Annotated in this window: 20 protein-coding genes and 3 tRNA genes; 9 read left to right on the top strand and 14 right to left on the bottom strand. The window is 25.8% G+C overall.

What is annotated here, in order from left to right; translation table 11 throughout:
* Positions 1-86 precede the first annotated feature (86 nt).
* From D9V72_RS01740 to flgB, 7 genes are all read right to left on the bottom strand, one after another.
* Entirely contained in the window at positions 87-803 is a 717-nt protein-coding gene (locus D9V72_RS01740; protein WP_158354946.1) for a flagellar basal body L-ring protein FlgH, read from the bottom strand.
* Positions 804-887: 84 nt separating this feature from the next.
* Positions 888-1,670: a flagellar basal-body rod protein FlgG gene (flgG, locus tag D9V72_RS01735; RefSeq protein WP_158354944.1), complete on the bottom strand. Its 783-nt coding sequence runs from the start codon at positions 1,668-1,670 to the stop codon at positions 888-890.
* A gap of 19 nt (positions 1,671-1,689) precedes the next feature.
* Positions 1,690-2,448 carry a flagellar basal-body rod protein FlgF gene (flgF, locus tag D9V72_RS01730; RefSeq protein WP_158354943.1) on the bottom strand — a complete coding sequence of 253 codons (759 nt, stop codon included), beginning with the start codon at positions 2,446-2,448 and terminating at the stop codon, positions 1,690-1,692.
* A 27-nt stretch (positions 2,449-2,475) separates the two neighbouring features.
* Complete coding sequence (locus D9V72_RS01725) at positions 2,476-3,699, bottom strand: flagellar hook protein FlgE (RefSeq protein WP_158354942.1); 1,224 nt, start codon at positions 3,697-3,699, stop codon at positions 2,476-2,478.
* Positions 3,700-3,738: 39 nt separating this feature from the next.
* Positions 3,739-4,410, bottom strand: a complete 672-nt coding sequence (locus tag D9V72_RS01720; RefSeq protein ID WP_158354941.1) for a flagellar hook assembly protein FlgD — start codon at positions 4,408-4,410, stop codon at positions 3,739-3,741.
* A 10-nt stretch (positions 4,411-4,420) separates the two neighbouring features.
* A complete protein-coding gene (gene flgC / locus D9V72_RS01715) occupies positions 4,421-4,831 on the bottom strand; it encodes a flagellar basal body rod protein FlgC (protein WP_158354940.1) in 411 nt (136 codons plus the stop codon).
* Positions 4,832-4,839: 8 nt separating this feature from the next.
* Positions 4,840-5,250, bottom strand: a complete 411-nt coding sequence (gene flgB, locus D9V72_RS01710) for a flagellar basal body rod protein FlgB (RefSeq protein WP_158354939.1) — start codon at positions 5,248-5,250, stop codon at positions 4,840-4,842.
* Between the two features lie 259 nt (positions 5,251-5,509).
* On the opposite strand from flgB, the gene flgA reads away from it, so the two are divergent.
* Entirely contained in the window at positions 5,510-6,190 is a 681-nt protein-coding gene (gene flgA / locus D9V72_RS01705) for a flagellar basal body P-ring formation chaperone FlgA (RefSeq protein ID WP_158354938.1), read from the top strand.
* Between the two features lie 79 nt (positions 6,191-6,269).
* The gene (flgN, locus tag D9V72_RS01700) at positions 6,270-6,683 is read left to right on the top strand and encodes a flagellar export chaperone FlgN (protein WP_158354937.1); all 414 of its coding nucleotides are present in this window, start codon (positions 6,270-6,272) and stop codon (positions 6,681-6,683) included.
* 15 nt (positions 6,684-6,698) lie between these two features.
* Here the strand turns inward: flgN and pyrC are convergent, their stop codons facing one another.
* On the bottom strand, positions 6,699-7,754 hold the full coding sequence (gene pyrC, locus D9V72_RS01695) for a dihydroorotase (RefSeq protein ID WP_158354936.1): 1,056 nt from the start codon (positions 7,752-7,754) through the stop codon (positions 6,699-6,701).
* Between the two features lie 283 nt (positions 7,755-8,037).
* On the opposite strand from pyrC, the gene murJ reads away from it, so the two are divergent.
* Positions 8,038-9,573 carry a murein biosynthesis integral membrane protein MurJ gene (gene murJ, locus D9V72_RS01690; RefSeq protein WP_158354934.1) on the top strand — a complete coding sequence of 512 codons (1,536 nt, stop codon included), beginning with the start codon at positions 8,038-8,040 and terminating at the stop codon, positions 9,571-9,573.
* Between the two features lie 131 nt (positions 9,574-9,704).
* Positions 9,705-10,751, top strand: a complete 1,047-nt coding sequence (locus tag D9V72_RS01685) for an OmpA family protein (protein ID WP_158354932.1) — start codon at positions 9,705-9,707, stop codon at positions 10,749-10,751.
* Positions 10,752-10,815: 64 nt separating this feature from the next.
* Here D9V72_RS01685 and D9V72_RS01680 read toward each other — a convergent pair.
* A tRNA-Ser gene (locus D9V72_RS01680) sits at positions 10,816-10,900 on the bottom strand.
* Positions 10,901-11,081: 181 nt separating this feature from the next.
* Here D9V72_RS01680 and D9V72_RS01675 point away from each other — a divergent pair.
* Positions 11,082-11,152, top strand: a tRNA-Cys gene (locus D9V72_RS01675).
* A 13-nt stretch (positions 11,153-11,165) separates the two neighbouring features.
* Positions 11,166-11,249 (top strand) — tRNA-Leu (locus D9V72_RS01670).
* A gap of 18 nt (positions 11,250-11,267) precedes the next feature.
* Here D9V72_RS01670 and rsmC read toward each other — a convergent pair.
* A complete protein-coding gene (gene rsmC / locus D9V72_RS01665) occupies positions 11,268-12,062 on the bottom strand; it encodes a 16S rRNA (guanine(1207)-N(2))-methyltransferase RsmC (protein ID WP_261979215.1) in 795 nt (264 codons plus the stop codon).
* Between the two features lie 11 nt (positions 12,063-12,073).
* Positions 12,074-12,280 carry a hypothetical protein gene (locus D9V72_RS03185; protein ID WP_261979214.1) on the bottom strand — a complete coding sequence of 69 codons (207 nt, stop codon included), beginning with the start codon at positions 12,278-12,280 and terminating at the stop codon, positions 12,074-12,076.
* Between the two features lie 209 nt (positions 12,281-12,489).
* On the opposite strand from D9V72_RS03185, the gene minC reads away from it, so the two are divergent.
* The 3 genes from minC to minE are packed head-to-tail and all read left to right on the top strand — an operon-like array spanning position 12,490 to position 14,296.
* A complete protein-coding gene (minC, locus tag D9V72_RS01660; RefSeq protein ID WP_158354930.1) occupies positions 12,490-13,203 on the top strand; it encodes a septum site-determining protein MinC in 714 nt (237 codons plus the stop codon).
* A gap of 26 nt (positions 13,204-13,229) precedes the next feature.
* Entirely contained in the window at positions 13,230-14,042 is an 813-nt protein-coding gene (minD, locus tag D9V72_RS01655) for a septum site-determining protein MinD (protein ID WP_158354928.1), read from the top strand.
* Between the two features lie 2 nt (positions 14,043-14,044).
* Positions 14,045-14,296 carry a cell division topological specificity factor MinE gene (gene minE / locus D9V72_RS01650; RefSeq protein ID WP_158354925.1) on the top strand — a complete coding sequence of 84 codons (252 nt, stop codon included), beginning with the start codon at positions 14,045-14,047 and terminating at the stop codon, positions 14,294-14,296.
* A 159-nt stretch (positions 14,297-14,455) separates the two neighbouring features.
* On the opposite strand, the gene tsaB is transcribed toward minE, so the two are convergent.
* The 3 genes from tsaB to cspC form a co-directional block, all read right to left on the bottom strand.
* Positions 14,456-15,121 carry a tRNA (adenosine(37)-N6)-threonylcarbamoyltransferase complex dimerization subunit type 1 TsaB gene (tsaB, locus tag D9V72_RS01645; RefSeq protein WP_158354924.1) on the bottom strand — a complete coding sequence of 222 codons (666 nt, stop codon included), beginning with the start codon at positions 15,119-15,121 and terminating at the stop codon, positions 14,456-14,458.
* 59 nt (positions 15,122-15,180) lie between these two features.
* Positions 15,181-16,767, bottom strand: a complete 1,587-nt coding sequence (locus D9V72_RS01640; protein WP_158354922.1) for a TerC family protein — start codon at positions 16,765-16,767, stop codon at positions 15,181-15,183.
* 282 nt (positions 16,768-17,049) lie between these two features.
* The gene (gene cspC / locus D9V72_RS01635; RefSeq protein ID WP_158340647.1) at positions 17,050-17,259 is read right to left on the bottom strand and encodes a cold shock-like protein CspC; all 210 of its coding nucleotides are present in this window, start codon (positions 17,257-17,259) and stop codon (positions 17,050-17,052) included.
* Positions 17,260-17,417 lie beyond the last annotated feature (158 nt).

The raw sequence follows: 17,417 nt of genomic DNA, 5'->3' as shown, positions 1-17,417 counted from the left end.
ACATTCTTTATGAGATTTAATTAAATTTAGAAGAAATATAATTTCCTGATAGTTTTTTTAAAATTATTCCATTTTAAAATATACATTTATATAGGAGAAATTTTTAATAAAAATCTTTGCAACCAACCCATTTTTTGAATGTCGTTAATACGTCCATGACTTAAATATTCAATACGTGCATCAGCAATATGAGTGGATGCAATCAAATTGTTTTTATTAATATTATTAGGATTTATTACACCTGAAAAACGAATAAACTCTGTACCTTCATTAATAGCAACTTGTTTTTCTCCAACAACTTTTAAATTTCCATTAGAAAATACTTTTTTTACAGTAACGGTAATAAGCCCGGTAAATTTGTTTTTAGCTGAGTTACTACCTTTTCCAGAAAAATTATTTCTTCCCGTACTATCTAAACTTGTTGTATTATCTTTCACATCAATATCTAACATAGGATTCAATTGTCCAGGTGTCATTTTTATTCCTAGGTTAGTAGTTCCGTTTCTACTCATATCTGAAGCGGAACTATTACTAGCACTGATATTTTCTTGTAATACAACAGTTATTGTATCTCCAATATTATGTGGACGATGATCTTCAAATAATGGTTGATATCCATAATTTAGAGGTATTTTTTCTTGAAACAAAGAACCATTAATTACTTTTGGCCATATATTAGGTGCTACGGCAGTTGTATTGCCTTCTACTAAAGGTTTGTATTCAACATTAGCACAACTCTGAATTGTTAATAAAAAAATAGCCATTAAATAATATTTTATTTGACTAATAAATAACTTTATCACGAAAAAGTTACCTTTAATAATAGACGTTTAGTATATAAAATTTTCTCGAAAATATTTTTATGAACATATTATAAAATTCAATTATTACAATTGTGATAGTTTTTGTAACATTTGATCTGATGTACTAATAGATTTACTGTTAATTTCATAGGCTCTTTGTGTTTGAATCATATTAACTAATTCTTCAGCCACATTAACATTAGAAGTTTCAATATACCCTTGACATAATAATCCTGAACCATTTAAACCTGGAACAGTATCAATAGGAACTCCTGATGCTTGAGTTTCTTGATATAAATTTTCACCTAAACTTTCTAATCCAGCATCATTAACAAAGGTGATTAGATTTAATTGACCAACTAAAATAGGTTGTGTTTGTCCTTGAACAGTAGCACTAATAAGACCATCTCTTGCTATATTAATATTTGTGGAATTAGGCGGAATATTAATTTCAGGTACAACAGGAAAGCCACTATTCGTTACTAATTGACCATTTTGATCTAATTGAAAACATCCATCTCTCGTATATCCCATATTTCCGTCGGGTAATTGTACTTGAAAAAATCCTGAACCGTGAATAGCTATATCTTTTTCAGCTTCTGTTTTCGAAAGATTACCCTGACTATGAATTCTTTCAGTAGAAACAGGTCTTACTCCAGTTCCTAACTGTAATCCTGATGGCAAATTTGTTTCGAGTGATGAATTCGTTCCTGCTTCTCGAATTGTTTGATACATTAAATCTTCAAAAACTGCTCTAGATCGTTTAAATCCATTCGTGCTAACGTTAGCTAAGTTATTAGAAATAACATTCATATTAATTTGTTGGGCATCAAGACCAGTTTTAGAAATCCATAAAGAAGCAATCATATTTTTATCCTGTTTATTATCAATTGTTAATATTGATTAGATGATTTGCATATTCTGCGTTTTGATCGCACATAGATATCATTTTCATTTGCATTTCAAACTGTCTAGCATTCGATATCATTTCTATCATATTTTGAGAAGCGTTCACATTGCTTTCTTCTAACATGCCTGATTGTATACGTATTTCATTATTATGATTTATAGTTTGATGATATTTATTAAGTGAGTCATAATTTTTTCTTATGTAAAATAATCCATTTTCTTTTTGAATAAGATCTTGTGAAGGAATACGTACTAATTTTAATGACCCTATTTTATTTTCAATAATATGCTTATTTTTTTTTATTGTTGATGTAATTATTCCATTAGATAAAATTTTTAAAGTGATATTATTTGGTATTTCTATATTGCAATTATTTCCTACTACTTCATTGCCTTGAATAGTTAGTTTTTTGTTTGAACTAATTTTTAAATGACCATTTTTGGTGTATGCTTCTTGACCATCAAGGTCTTTGACTGTTAACCAACCGTCATTTTTAATAAATACATCCAAATTTCTTCTTGTGTGATTTAATATTCCTGAAGAAAGATTATGATATTCTTTTATAATTGTATTATAATTATTATATAAATTTTTTATATTCTGGTTTTGTATTGCACAAATAAACTTCTCTTTAAAACCAGTAGTTGAAATATTTGCTAGATTATTAGCAATAACAGTTTGTTTTTCTAATAATTGATTAGCAGCAATCATAGATTTATATACCGCGTTCTCCATTATATTCTTCAATCCTATTTATATAGATTATCGCAAATTTATTAATGTGTTAATTATTTTATCTTCCATTTTAAAAGATTGAGCATTTGATTGATAATTACGTTGTGCGATGATCATGTTTATTAGTTCTTTATTTAAATCTACGTTTGATGTTTCCAACATTTTATCATGTAGATTTCCGAATCCTTGATCACCAGCTGTTCCTATCACTTCTTCACCTGATTCTAAAGTAGCAGACCATAGATTACCACTTTCAGGTTTTAATTTTTCAGGGTTAATAAATTTTGATAATAGTATTTGACCTACTGTTTGCTCTTTCTGATTTGAATAAATTGCAATAATATCACCATTTGGAAAAACATTAAATGTTTGTAGAGAACCTTGAGGATATCCATTTTGAGAAGTGTTTTCAAAAGAATTATGAGTATTAAATTGTTCTGTAGTACCAGCTAAATTAAGAGTGATATTCTCATATTTTTCAGGGTTTTTAGACTGAATGTTTAAACTTGTATTAGAAGTTAATTCACCATTAGAATTGAATGTTAAATCAAAATTATCACTTATGCTTTTTGGATTATTAGAATTTTCTGATTCTACATTAACGTTCCATTTGTTTTTTTCTTTTTTACTAAAAGAAATTTTAATTTGTTCTTTTTCACCCTGTTTATTATATATATCAATATAAGTGACAGCGTTTTCTGATTTAGATAATTTATTATCAAAACCATCTGTATTTGTAATTGTATCAGAATTACCGTTTAAAACGGCTGTTAATTTTATTTCAGAAGTAGATTTTTTTTTTAGTATACGAGCGTTGCGTAAATTAATAGGTTCTAAATTAAATTTACTATCGCAAGTATTTTGTGAACAAGATTTATTTCTTCCAGTTAGATACATTCCTTGCGTATTAATAATGTTCTCATTTTTATCGATCGAAAATTGACCATCTCTTGTATAATGTACATTACCCTGGTTATCTAAAACACGAAAAAATCCGTCTTTTGCAATCCCTAAATCTAAATCTCTACCAGTTTCAACTAACATTCCGTTGTTAAAGTTCTGTACAATATTTGAAATCCCTACACCATATCCTTTACCAACATTTGAATAAAATGAATGAGTGAACATATCAAAAAAAATAGGTCTACTAGATTTGTATCCTATAGTAGATGCATTAGCAATATTATTTGATATAATATTCATATAGTCATTGTTAACTAATAAGCCGCTTACAGCTCCCATAGTAGGCATAAATTTACTCCTGTTCTTTGTTTTAAAGAAAACATTATTTTATTTAAGAATTTCACAAATATTTGAAGCTGTTGTTTTTCCTGCGTCTCCTAAATCGATAATAGGATCATTAGCAGACATAATAATACTATTAACTACAACTTCACTTAAACTTTTAACGGGAACATCCTTATCTTGGTTTTTAGCTATCACTGATATATTATATTTTCCAGTCATTACATTTTTATTATCTAAATCTTTTCCATCCCATACGAAAGTATATATGCCAGATTTTATATCTTTTATTTCTTTTACATGTAAAACTTTATTTTTTTCGTCTGTAATTTTTATTTTCACTAAAGTCGCATTTTCAAACAATTGTATTCCAAATTTTGTTTCAGTATCTTTAGTGTGTATTATTTTTTTATTAGGTATTATAAGATGACGCCCAATTAATGAAGACAAATAAATACTTTGATTTTTGCTCATTTGGTTCGCAAATTGAAGTGCAATATTATTTAGTTTCTCAATTCCATTTGTTGTATTAATTTGAGCTAATTGTGATGTTAAATCAGAATTTTTAATAGGATTAGTAGGATCTTGATTTTTAATTTGTGCAACTAATAAGGTTAAAAAGTTTTTTTGTAAATTTAATGAATCAGTGTTACTTGGTAAGTTATTATGATCTTTTTCAATAAAATTTGTTGGTGAATGAATATTAATAACGCTCATTTTTTTTTCCTTATTCACCGATTGTTAATGTTTTTATGATCATAGTTTTAGCTGTCTTTAATACTTCTATGTTAGCCTGATAACTTCTTGCTGCCGAGATATTATTTACCATTTCTGTAATAGGATTTACATTTGATGTTACAAAATATCCTTTATTATCAGCTAATGGATTATTTGGATCGTATATCAACTTCATAGGACTAGGATCATCTACTATACCAGATATTTTTACTCCACCTATTTTTGAATTTTTCAATGCATCCAATTCAAAAATAACTTTTTTTGCAACATATGGGTAAAATTTTCCATTTTTATATATTGTACTATCCATATTAGCTAAGTTACTAGCAATTACATTTATTTTTTGTGACTGCGCAGTCATTGCTGAACCTGCAATACTAAATATGTTTAGCAGAGACATAATCTATATTATCCTTTTAAAACATGCATCATATTTTTAATTTCATTTTTCATGAATACTAAACTTGATTGATATTTCAAACTATTATTTATGAATTCAATTCTTTCTCTATCCATATTTACTGTGTTACCGTCTTCCTTCATTTGATGAGTAATGACAGGAATAGTTTTTAATAAAAAAACGTTTTTGTTTTTTGCATCTAAATGGTAAGGAGACGTTTTTTTTAAAAAAATGCTTGTATTTTTTACATTTTTTTTGTTTAGCATTTTTTTTAGTTCGTTTTTAAAATTAATATCTATTGATTTATATCCAGGTGTATCAGAGTTAGCAATATTGGCGGATAATATTTCTTGTCTTTTAGAATAAAGGCTTAATGCTTTTTGATTAAAATCAAAAATTTGATTTATTTTATCAAACATGTTTTTATCCTTTAATTTTACATATGATAAATTATTTTAAAGAAAATATCGTTACAAATAAATAACATCTTATTTTGTTTTTTTCGGAATATCTATTTTTTTATGAAAAATTTTAATAAAATTAAAAATAAAAAATTTTAAAAATATAAATATATTCATATTATACCTTTATTAAACATTTTCTATCAAGAAAATGTTCTTAAAATTCTACATTTATAAATCATTTAATGAACATAAATTAAGGAAAAGAATGATAATAATGAAGATGATGATTTATTTTTTTTTATTATTTATATCTTTTACAGTTAATTCTGCCAGTTCAAATGTACAAAAATTTAATTTTTTCGACTTAAACAAACAATTAAACATTTTTTTTAAAAAGGAATATCCCTTTAATAAAGATAATATCAATATAATAATACGTACTCCATTAAAAAAAAATATTTATTGTAAAAAACCTGTTTTTTCTCTTTTAAGAAATATTCATACTTTTGGTTTGATTGACGTCCTTTTGACTTGTAATCAAGAACGTTATTATCTACAAGTAGAAGTTCAAGTTGAAGGTGAATATATTGTAGCAAATAGACCGATTCCTAGGGGTACTAAAATAACAGAATCAGATTTAAAAATTTTAATAGGACGTTTAGATATGTTACCTAACAATACATATCGAAAAAAGAAAGATGTCATAAATAGAATAAATTTACATGACTTTGTTCCATTACAACCAATAACATCTTTTATGACACGACCATTTTGGTTGGTTACAGTTAATCAGCAAGTTACTGTGATTATCAATGATAAAAACTTCATGATTTCTTCTCAAGCAAAATCATTAAGCAATGGTGCTAAAAACGATATTATACGTGTTAAAACTAAAACTGGAAAAATTATTCATGGTGTTATTAATGAAAATGGTGAAGTCTTAGTATCCGTATAAAAAAATGTTTTTTTTGTTGATGTAATTTCATGTTTATGTAAGTATGTTATATATATGTATATAGTAGTTTATATTCAAAATGAAAAAATTAATAAAAACAATAACGGAAATAAAAAACATTTCAATTTCTTTAGAATTTATACTGCAGGAAGAATATAATATTTTATTAAATCCTGAAACTTGCAATAATATAAATACTATTTTGAAGCCAATTGAAAAAAAAACAATGTTATTTAAAAAATTTGTCATTTTAAATGAAGATAGATTATCTCTTGAAAAAAAATATAGTATATTTGCACCTTATAAAAATGTTAAAGAATTAAATAATTCTTGGAATAAAATTATAGAAAAACTTTTTTTATTGAGAGAATTCAACCTTAAAAACAAAATTCTTATTAATAAAAAACTGTTTTTAAATCAATATTTTTTAGAATTGTTTGCAACCCATAACAAAGCAATTACTTATGATTTCAAGGGTGATCTAAAAATTTAGTATAAAAATACTGGATTAGTATTTATTTTCAAGAGACCAATTTAAAGTTTCACCTGATAAAAATGGAACAATTGTGTCTCTTCCAACTTTGATATTTTTCATGATCTTATATGGCTTTTTAACTATTGTTATAGTTTCTTTATTAATGGGCATATTGTAAAATTTAGGACCATTTTCAGAACAAAAAGACTGCAAATGTTTCAAAGCATTCATTTCTTCAAAAACTTTAACATAAGATAATAGAGACGATGGAGCATTAAATATACCAGCACATCCAAGAACATTAATTTTATTTTTATGAAGATGTGGTGCTGTATCACTTCCTAAAAAAAAATGCTTATCTCCGTTAGATATAGCTTCTCTTAATGCTTTTTGATGTATATTTTTTTTTAAAATTGGTAAACAATAAAGATATGGTTGAATTCCACCAGAAAACATATCGTTCCGGTTTAGCATTAAATGATGTGGGGTGATAGTTGCTGCTAAATAATTGAAATCATTTTTTTTAATATACTCGACAGATTCTTTAGTAGTAATATGTTCTAAAACTATCTTTAACTTTGGAAATTTTTTTCGTAAGGGATCTAGTGTTGTTTCGATAAACTTTGCTTCTCTATCATATATATCAATATTTTGATTGATCTCTTCACCATGAATTAATAATGGCATTCCTATATTTTCCATACATTCTAGAACAGAAGTAATGTTACTAATTTTTTTTATGCCTGTTTTGGAATTAGTTGTACAGAAATTAGGATAATATTTAGCTGCTATAAATATTTTCTTAGAAAAACCAAATTCTAATTCTTTAGGTTTTGTAAAATTAGTTAAATAACAAGTCATTAGTGGTTGAAATTTATAATTTACATGCATTGATTTTAAAATTTTATCACGATAAGCAATGCTTTTTAAACAATTTGTAATAGGATCATCAAGATTAGGCATAATAATAGCTCTTTTATAAAATTTACCAGTATATTTAATAACTTTTTTTAAAATATCATCATCTCTTAAATGAACATGCCAATCATCAGGTTTTTTAATTTTTATCTTTTTTATAAATTTAGACATTGTCTTTTTTTATATGGTTATAATTATTTAGCTCATTTTAAATATTAATTAGTTTTTTTTAAACTGTTTTAATCAGATTATTTTAACGTTTATTTAATTTATTTTTCTAAATACATATTTTATATAAAAAATTTTTATTAATAACTTATTAAGTTGATTTTTGTAATTTATATATTTTAATGTTGGTTAAGTAATTGAAACAATTCAATTTAATTTTTAATCTCTTTATTTTAAAAGATTAAAAGAGTGCAAAATTTTTTTATGGTTAGTAGGTTAGTTTTCTATGAATCTTATAAAATCTTTAATATCAGTGAGTTTGATGACTTTTGTCTCTCGTGTGTTAGGTTTTATTCGAGATATTTTAATTGCTAGTATCTTTGGTGCCTCTATTTTTACCGATGCTTTTTTTATATCTTTTAAAATCCCTAATTTATTACGTCGTATTTTTTCTGATAGCACGTTTTCTCAAGCCTTTATACCTGTTTTAATGGAATACAAAACTAATAAAAACGAGAAAGATATAAAGGTTTTTATTTCTTCTACATTTGGTTTTATGATCTTTTTTTTGTTTGTACTAACTATTTTAGGGATATTTTTTTCTCAGTTTATAATTAGAATGAGTGCTCCAGGTTTTGTAAATTCACCTGAAAAACTAATATTATCGTCAAATTTATTAACAATAATGTTTCCTTATATTTTATTAGTTTCTTTATCTTCGTTATTTTCATCTGTATTAAATAGTTGGAATTATTTTTCTATTCCTGCATTTTCTCCAATTTTTTTAAATATAAGCATTATTATTTTTTCTATGTTTTTTAGTTCTTATTTTCATCCTTCGATTATTTCTTTAGCATGGGCAGTTATTATAGGTGGTTTTATTCAAGTCTTTTATCAATTTCCGTTCTTATATAGAATAAATATGTTAGTTTTACCAAGTTTTAATTGGAATAATAGGGGTCTTTTAAGAACTTTGAGAAAAATAGGGCCTGCTATTTTAGGAGCTTCTGCCAATCAAATTTCTTTAGTTATTAACACTATTTTTAGTTCATTACTTAATTCTGGTTCAATATCTTGGATATATTATGCTGATCGATTAGTAGAATTTCCAGTAGGTATATTAGGCGTATCATTAAGTACTATTTTATTTACGTCTTTATCTAAAAATTATAAAAATAGAACACTATCAGAATATAAAAAATTGCTTAATTGGGGCTTTCGTATTAGTTTAATTTTATCTTTACCAAGTTCAGTAATGCTATTTTTTCTTGCTAAACCAATAATTATAGTTTTGTTTCAATATGGTAAATTTACAAATTTTGATGTTTTAATGACAGAAAAGGTATTAAAATTATATGCTTTTGGTTTAGTTTCTTTTATTTTGGTAAAAGTTTTATCTTCTTCTTTTTATGCTTGTGAAGAAATAAATTTTCCTATGAAGATTTCATTACTCACGCTTTTTTTAACTCAACTAATGAATCCAATTTTTATTTTCTATTTTCAACATGCTGGTCTTTCTTTATCTTTAAGTATATCGGGGTGGATAAATTTTTTGTTACTTTATTGGGAATTATACAAAAGAAGAATTATATATTTTAAATATAGTGAATTAATTTTTATCATTTACGTAATTTTATCAACGTTAGTAATGATGTTAATTTTATTTTTCACATTATATATGATGCCACTTTGGAATGTTGGTTCATTTTTTAATAAAATCATTCGCTTGTCTTTTGTTTTTTTAGTATCTGGAATCACATATTTATTGATGTTAAACGTTTTTGGAATACGTTTATTAAATTTTTCTTATGAAAATTCTTAAGGATAGTAATATTATATTGATCATATATCGTTCACATATCATGATTGATATATGATTAATATGATATTTATTATATAATATTATATAAATTTCATGTTTCTTATAATTCATCTAAAAAAATGGAGTTTCAAATGAAAAAACGAGCTCTTGCTATCGTATTTTTATTAGGAAGCTTAGTTACCTATGTTCAAGCTGAAGAAAAAAATGGATGGTATCTAGGCACAAAAATGGGATGGTCCCACTTTAATCCCTTAAAATATGATGTCAATAATTCTGAAGTTAGTGATGATGATTTTATAACAGAAAATTTTAGTGCACCAATTATTGGATTATTTTTAGGATATGAATTTAATCCGTATCTTGGTTTTGAAATCGCAAATGATACTAATGGTTTTTTTCCTCATTATATGCTTCAAAAAAATAAAGAACATATGCAGTCTAATAGTGTTCAATTAACAACTAAGTTATCATATCCATTAACAGATAATTTTCATCTTTATACTAGATTAGGCGGAGTAGTTTTATGGGATGATCTTGCTTCTCAAAATAGTTTAAAAAATTTTTTTAGCAAAAAAACCCCATTATTTCCTAGTGTTTCTTTAGGTGCTGAGTATATCTTTAATGAAAAATTTATTACTAGATTAGATTACAATTGGAAAAATAGCGTTAAAAATATATTAAATTCATCTATTAAACCGTCTCTAGGAGATGCAATTCTATCTATTGGATGGAAATTTGGGCCATCAAAAATAAGTAATATTTTTTCATTTTATGATCCTGAATTATTTAATTCACAATATAGTGTATTAAATGAAAATATCAATTTTCCTTTTAATAGTACCGAATTAAAACCAATCGCTTATGACAAACTTAATAAGTTAGATGATAATATAAAAGACATGAAACTAAAAAATATTTCTATTATTCTTTTAGGACATGCTGATAAAATAGGTAATCAAAATTATAATCAAAAATTATCTGAAGATCGCGCTTATAGTATTAAAAATTATTTAACATCACGAGGTTTTTCTAGAGACAAAATAACTGTTAAGGGTTTGGGGAGTTTGTATCCTTTAACTAATGAAGTATGTAAAGATATAGAAAATAGACCTTTACTAGTTACCTGTTTAGCTCCGGATCGTCGTGTAGAAATTGAAGTATTATCTGAGATTCAATAAATATTTTTTAATATATTCAGTTTTTAGAGTTGAATTAATTAAAATTTTATAATGTATTAATTTTCGGAGAGAGAGAGATTCGAACTCTCGGACGATTTCTCGTCGGCGGTTTTCAAGACCGCTGCCTTAAACCGCTCGGCCACCTCTCCGATATAAGTATGTAAAAAATAACTTAAAATAAGATAATAATTTTATATTAAATCATTATATTGTTTATTGCAAAGGTAATTTTATTTTATTTTATATTAATTAATTATTTTTAGTACATTTTTTAAAATAATTTTTTTTTTATTTGTAATTTTTATTTTTTTTTTCTATAATAAGGTTATAGGCGTGTTGACAGATTGGATATGTAGCGGATTGCAAATCCGTATAACCCGGTTCGATTCCGGGATACGCCTCTAAAAATTTTAGGCCCGGATGGTGAAATTGGTAGACACAAGGGACTTAAAATCCCTCGGCTTTATAGCTTTGCGGGTTCAAGTCCCGCTCCGGGTAATAAAAAAAATGATAAATTTATAAAAAAGCTTGATAAACTTTATATCTATTTGTCTTTTTTAGAACACAATATTTTTTAAAATTTTTTTGCAATAAACTATCATAGTTCAAAAAACTATTTGTTACAAATCTTAATTCTCCTTTTAATTTTAAATATTTTTTTGAACAACGTATTATTTTTTCTATTATATTCACATTCATTTTTAAGTCATAATGAAAAGGCGGATTAGAAATAATTAAATCAAATTTTTTAAAAACATTCGAATATAAATCACTACATATGATTTCTCCTTTTAATTTATTAGAATTAAGTGTAGAACGACTACATTTCAATGCAAATAAATTATTGTCAACTAATGTTAAGATTGTATTAGGTGCAGAATATAGTAGAGATGCTGATAAAAAACCAGTCCCACAACCAATATCTAAAACTTTTCCAGTTATCTGATTTGAAAAAGTAGAAGCAAGAAGTTTGCTACCGGAATCTATTTTTTTATGACCAAACACTCCTGGTAATGATTTTATAATTAAGTTTTTCCATACATGTGTTTTAAAAAAATTTTCTAATATAAAAACTGTTTTATTTTGAATAAATCCTGAGATTAAAATAGAATGTTTTGCATTATCTACTTTAGATAAAGTAATCCATTTTTTTAAAATTTCTGGAGCACTTCTTACTCCGCTAGAATTATTTCCTACAATAAAAATTTCAGTTTTGATAGAAAAATATGAAATAATATTCATCAATTGAAATTTTGCCTCAGATTTATCTTTAGGCCAATAATAAATTATTGTGTTACAGTTTTTAATCATTTCTTTAGAAACTAGTATATTATTATAAACCTTGATGTTTTTAATATTTTTTTTTTTAAATTAATATAATCATTATATCTTTGAATGTTTATTTTTGTGCTAACAGTATCTAAATGTAGGGGAAATTCATCTTGTATATTTCCTGAAAAAAAAACTTTTTTTGTTTGAAATATTTTACTATGACGTAGTATAAGTTGACTATTTTTAGATAGTGACAAAATAATACTTTTCCTTATAAAGTTTAATAAATATCAATATTATTGATTTAATAATATTTCTTTTTAATATAAAAATAGAAATTGTTATCATATAGTATTTATACTATAATTTCATAAAATTTTATTAATTTTTATGAAATATAAAAATAAAATTTATGTTGACATATAAATTTTATGTGCATATAAGTCAATATTATTGAGCAATAAATATGCAAAAAAAATATATCGAACTTAAAAGTAATAATTTCACATTATTAGTATTGTATTTAAATAATCAAAATATAGATTTAATTAATCAATCATTATATAAAAAAACTCAAGAATGTCCAAAATTTTTCAAGAATGCACCTGTTATTGTTAATGTTTCCAAATTATGCAATACAGTAAATTGGAGGAAAATACAAGAAATTATAGTTTCTCATGGTTTTTTTGTTGTAGGTGTAAGTGGTTGCCAAGATAATATATTAAAAAAAAATATCATCGATTCAGGATTGCCTATTTTATCAGAAAGAAAAAAGAATGAATCTAATTTTGTTGGTAATTTTTTTATTAATTCTACAAAAAATAAAAAAAAAGAAATTTTTAATAAAGTAGAAAAAACTCATATTATTGATATACCTGTACGTTCAGGTCAAAAAATTTATGCTAAACATGCTGATTTAATAGTTATTAATAATGTCAGCGCGGGAGCTGAATTAGTAGCGGATGGAAATATTCATATTTATGGTATAGTTCGGGGAAGAGTTCTTGCAGGTGCTAGTGGAGATACATCAAGAAAAATATTTTGCACAGGATTATTTGCTGAATTAGTTTCTATATCTGGTGAATATTGGCTGTCAGACCAGATACCATCAGAATTTATTGGAAAATCAGCTCAAATTTACTTAAAAAATAAATTTTTAACTATCAATTCTCTCAGTTAAGTGTGTTTTTTTAAGGACATTTTTATATGGCACGGATCATTGTAGTAACTTCAGGGAAGGGAGGTGTAGGTAAAACTACTTCAAGCGCAGCTATTGCAACCGGTTTAGCAAAGAAAGGTAAGAAAACGATTGTTATAGACTTTGATATAGGATTAAGAAATTTAGATTTAATCATGGGATGTGAACGTAGAGTAGTATATGATTTTATCAATGTTATTCAAGGTGATGCAACACTTAATCAAGCTGTTATTAAAGATAAAAAAATAAGCAATTTATTTATACTTCCTGCATCACAAACACGTGATAAAGATGCTTTGACGCGAATAGGAGTCGAAAAAGTTTTAACAGAACTAATAGAAATGGAATTTGATTTTATTATTTGTGATTCACCAGCTGGAATTGAAACTGGTGCTATTTTAGCAATATATTTTGCAGATGAAGCTATTATTACTACTAATCCCGAAGTTTCTTCAGTACGAGATTCCGATCGAATCTTAGGAATAATTGCATCTAAATCAAAGAGAGCAGAACAAAATATAACTCCCATAAAAGAACATCTTTTATTAACACGTTATAATCCTAGACGCGTTAAAAAAGGGGAAATGTTAAGTATGACAGATGTTTTAGATATTCTTCAAATACCTATAATAGGCGTAATACCTGAAGACGGATCTGTTCTTCGTGCATCTAATCAAGGTGAATCTATAATATTAGATATCAATTCAAGAGCAGGACATGCTTACAGTGATACTGTAAATCGATTATTAGGTGAAAAACAGCGATTTCGTTTCATTGAAGAAGAAAAAAAAAGTTTTTTACAACGTTTATTCGGGAGATAGGTATGGCCTTGTTAGATTTCTTTTTATCCCGGAAAAAAAATACTGCTAATGTTGCAAAAGAGAGATTGCAAATCATTATTGCAGAACAAAGAAGATATAATGATGAACCAGATTATTTCCCACAATTAAAACGTGAAATATTATCTGTAATTTGTAAATATGTAAATATAGAACCAAATATGGTAACTGTTCAGTTAGACCAAAAAAATCAGGATATTTCTATATTAGAATTAAATATTATTTTGCCTGATTAAATTTTTTAAACTACAACATATTTTTTTAAAAAAATTAATATTAATATATTGAATTTGTATTTCATAACTTTTTGCTAATTTAGTTCAATCAATACTGAAGTATACTAAATATTTCAGCATTGATTGTTTTTTTATATTATTTGAATGAAAACTTTTTTTCTAAAATTTATTATATAAATAGTTAACACTATTCTCTTTAGAAAAGAACAATTTTTTATTTTTTATTCTTAACAAAGCAAATGGAATTATATCTTTTGCGTTAGGAAAAAAAATTTTCGTCTTGTTTATATATAAAATATTTTCAAATTTAATTAATTGAAATGCATTGCCTACAAGAGTCCATTCATCTTTTAGATTGTTTATTTCATGTATAATTAATTTTTTTTCCATTAAACATTCAGTGTGTTCTCCTATCCAAATAGATTCCTTATTTCTTATATATTTAGCCCAATATATTTCTTTTTTTTTTGCATTTATTGCAACTATTATTTGTTTTTTTTGATATTTACGCCATGCTTTTTCGGCCATAATTGCTAAAGTGGAAATACTTATTATAGGGATATTTAAACTGAGTGATAAACTTTGTGCAACACTTGCCGCAATACGTATACTTGTAAAATTTCCAGGTCCTTTAGAAAAACAAACATAATCTAATTCTTTAAATTCTGTTTGTGTTTGAAACAATATCTTTTGAATTATAGGTAATATTTGTTTGGTGTGCTTTTTTTCGCATTTCTCTGATAGAGAATAAATATATTTATTTTTATATATAGCAACTGAACAGCAATCAATTGAACTATCAATTGCTAAGATTATATTAGACATGTTTTTCTCAAAAAATTAATTTTTTTATTTTAAAAAAAGTATATAATTTTTAATTATTCCTACATTATATGAGACGTTTCTTGGTTTTCATCTTGATTTCTAATGATTCTTACTAAATCAATACGATATTCTGTTGCCTTAACAATATGAAAATGAAAAGGATAAATATAAATTATTTCCCCAGGAAGGGGCAATTGACCCTTTTGAGCAATCAATAAACCTCCTAAAGAGGCGTAATTATTTTCTTTAATAAGTTCTTCAGTATTAAGCAATTGTTGTAATGAATGTAAATCAGTCTCACCCTTTACTAACCAGCTATTATTTTCTTTGATAATATCGGGTGTTTCATCAGCATCTGGAAATTCTCCTGCTATAGCTTCCAAAACATCTAAGGGAGTAATTAATCCTTGAACTACTCCAAATTCATTACTAACAATTACAAAACTACCTTGAGCGCGACGCAGTACACCAAGAAGATTAATTGGATCAAGTGTATCTGGTATAATAATTGGTAAGATTTTACTTGAAAAAGTAGATACATCTATTTTTTTTTCAATAGCTACTAATAATTCTTTAGCACGTACAATACCTATTATTTCATCTAATTCTCCTTTACATACTGGAAACAAACTGTGTGGTGTATCCAATAACTGCATTCGAATTTCATCAGTATTTTTTTCTGTATTGACCCAAGAAATATTGCTTCGTGGAGTCATAATACTTCTAATAGATCGTCCAGCTAATGTAAGGACACCATTGATCATGTATCGTTCTTCCTCTTTAAACGTTTCCATTTCTTTTGAAGCGTCAATGGAAGCAGTTTTTTTATTATCATTTACTATTTTTTTTGTTTGTTTTTTTTTGTTTTGTTCTCCTACCATTAAACGTAGGATAGTTTCAGCAGCTCTTTGTCGCATAGGTCTTCTAGATTGATTTTTCATAAAATTATGGCGTGCTATTTGATTAAAAATTTCGATTAAAATTGAAAATCCTATTGCAGCATATAAATATCCTTTTGGAATACAAAACCTTAATGCTTCTGTAACTAAACTAAAACCAATCATCAATAAAAAACTAAGACATAGTACCACTACTGTTTGGTGCACGTTGATAAAATTGGTTAATGCTTTAGATGCTAATAACATTAGAAGAGTTGCTATTACAACTGCTATCATCATGATCAATAATTGATTAACCATCCCTACAGCTGTTATTATGGCATCTAAAGAAAAGACTGCATCTAAAACAACTATTTGAATGACTACAGCCCAAAAACCTGCATAATTCTTATTTTCTGAATTTTCATGATGATTATTTTCTAATCTTTCATGTAATTCCATTGTAGTTTTAAATAATAAAAAAAAACCACCAACTAAAAGAATCACATCACGTATTGATAAAGAAAAAAACTTATTATGAATAATAGGAGAATTAAGTGTAACAATCCAAGATATTAATGATAATAATGCTAAACGCATTATTAGAGCTAATCCCAAACCGATTAAACGTGCTTTATCTCTTTGATTAGGAGGTAATTTTTCTGATAAAATTGCTACAAATATCAGATTATCTATTCCTAATACTACTTCTAGTATAACTAGTGTTAATAAGCCGGCCCAAGTTGACGGGTCTAAAAAAAACTCCATCAGAAAAACTCCATAAAGAATAGGATGTATCGATTTATTATATCTAGAAGATTAAAAATATTTTTGATAAAAACAGGTCATGTGAATGAATATATTTTGAAGAATTAATTTGTGAGTTAGTATTTATTTAAAATTATAATAAAATAATAGATTTTTTAGAGGTTAAAAATAAGTGTTTTAATAAAAAAATTTTATGATTTTTTAATATTTAAAAAACGAAGTCCTCTGATTTTTTAACAGAGGGCTTTTAAAAAATTTTCTTGTTAATGCTTTTTGTGTTTTTTATATAGAGAAAACATTTACTGCGGCAGGGCCTTTTTGTCCATCTTGAATTTCGAATTCAACATTTTGCCCTTCGGTTAATGTTTTAAATCCATTACCTTGAATAGAAGAAAAATGAACAAAAACATCTTTACTTCCATCTGATGGTGTAATAAAACCAAAACCTTTAGATTCGTTGAACCACTTAACTTGACCTTTGATCTTAGCCATTGCGTAACTTCCTTAAGAATATTTATCAGTCTTATTGCTTAATTTATGTAGAAAAAAGAAACATCACTGTATGCCGCATGAATTTAAGATTTGGCAAGAGAAGCTGTATCAACGTCTTTACTCTAAACTTTTTTAAATTTAATATTCTATGCATAAAC

Origin of the sequence: Buchnera aphidicola (Macrosiphum gaurae) (assembly GCF_005080965.1) — a bacterium.
Classification (GTDB): domain Bacteria; phylum Pseudomonadota; class Gammaproteobacteria; order Enterobacterales; family Enterobacteriaceae; genus Buchnera; species Buchnera aphidicola_S.
The sequence above is the reverse complement of the archived record's forward strand: the minus strand, read 5'-3'. Positions and strand labels throughout refer to the sequence as shown.

Excerpts from the sequence above, each read along its gene's own strand:
- flgG (WP_158354944.1), bottom strand. The coding sequence starts at position 1,670 with ATGATTGCTTCTTTATGGATTTCTAAAACTGGTCTTGATGCCCAACAA.
- flgF (WP_158354943.1), bottom strand. The coding sequence starts at position 2,448 with ATGGAGAACGCGGTATATAAATCTATGATTGCTGCTAATCAATTATTA.
- D9V72_RS01725 (WP_158354942.1), bottom strand. The coding sequence starts at position 3,699 with ATGCCTACTATGGGAGCTGTAAGCGGCTTATTAGTTAACAATGACTAT.
- D9V72_RS01720 (WP_158354941.1), bottom strand. The coding sequence starts at position 4,410 with ATGAGCGTTATTAATATTCATTCACCAACAAATTTTATTGAAAAAGAT.
- flgC (WP_158354940.1), bottom strand. The coding sequence starts at position 4,831 with ATGTCTCTGCTAAACATATTTAGTATTGCAGGTTCAGCAATGACTGCG.
- flgB (WP_158354939.1), bottom strand. The coding sequence starts at position 5,250 with ATGTTTGATAAAATAAATCAAATTTTTGATTTTAATCAAAAAGCATTA.
- flgA (WP_158354938.1), top strand. The coding sequence starts at position 5,510 with ATGAAGATGATGATTTATTTTTTTTTATTATTTATATCTTTTACAGTT.
- flgN (WP_158354937.1), top strand. The coding sequence starts at position 6,270 with ATGAAAAAATTAATAAAAACAATAACGGAAATAAAAAACATTTCAATT.
- pyrC (WP_158354936.1), bottom strand. The coding sequence starts at position 7,754 with ATGTCTAAATTTATAAAAAAGATAAAAATTAAAAAACCTGATGATTGG.
- murJ (WP_158354934.1), top strand. The coding sequence starts at position 8,038 with ATGAATCTTATAAAATCTTTAATATCAGTGAGTTTGATGACTTTTGTC.
- D9V72_RS01685 (WP_158354932.1), top strand. The coding sequence starts at position 9,705 with ATGAAAAAACGAGCTCTTGCTATCGTATTTTTATTAGGAAGCTTAGTT.
- rsmC (WP_261979215.1), bottom strand. The coding sequence starts at position 12,062 with ATGATTAAAAACTGTAACACAATAATTTATTATTGGCCTAAAGATAAA.
- minC (WP_158354930.1), top strand. The coding sequence starts at position 12,490 with ATGCAAAAAAAATATATCGAACTTAAAAGTAATAATTTCACATTATTA.
- minD (WP_158354928.1), top strand. The coding sequence starts at position 13,230 with ATGGCACGGATCATTGTAGTAACTTCAGGGAAGGGAGGTGTAGGTAAA.
- minE (WP_158354925.1), top strand. The coding sequence starts at position 14,045 with ATGGCCTTGTTAGATTTCTTTTTATCCCGGAAAAAAAATACTGCTAAT.
- tsaB (WP_158354924.1), bottom strand. The coding sequence starts at position 15,121 with ATGTCTAATATAATCTTAGCAATTGATAGTTCAATTGATTGCTGTTCA.
- D9V72_RS01640 (WP_158354922.1), bottom strand. The coding sequence starts at position 16,767 with ATGGAGTTTTTTTTAGACCCGTCAACTTGGGCCGGCTTATTAACACTA.
- cspC (WP_158340647.1), bottom strand. The coding sequence starts at position 17,259 with ATGGCTAAGATCAAAGGTCAAGTTAAGTGGTTCAACGAATCTAAAGGT.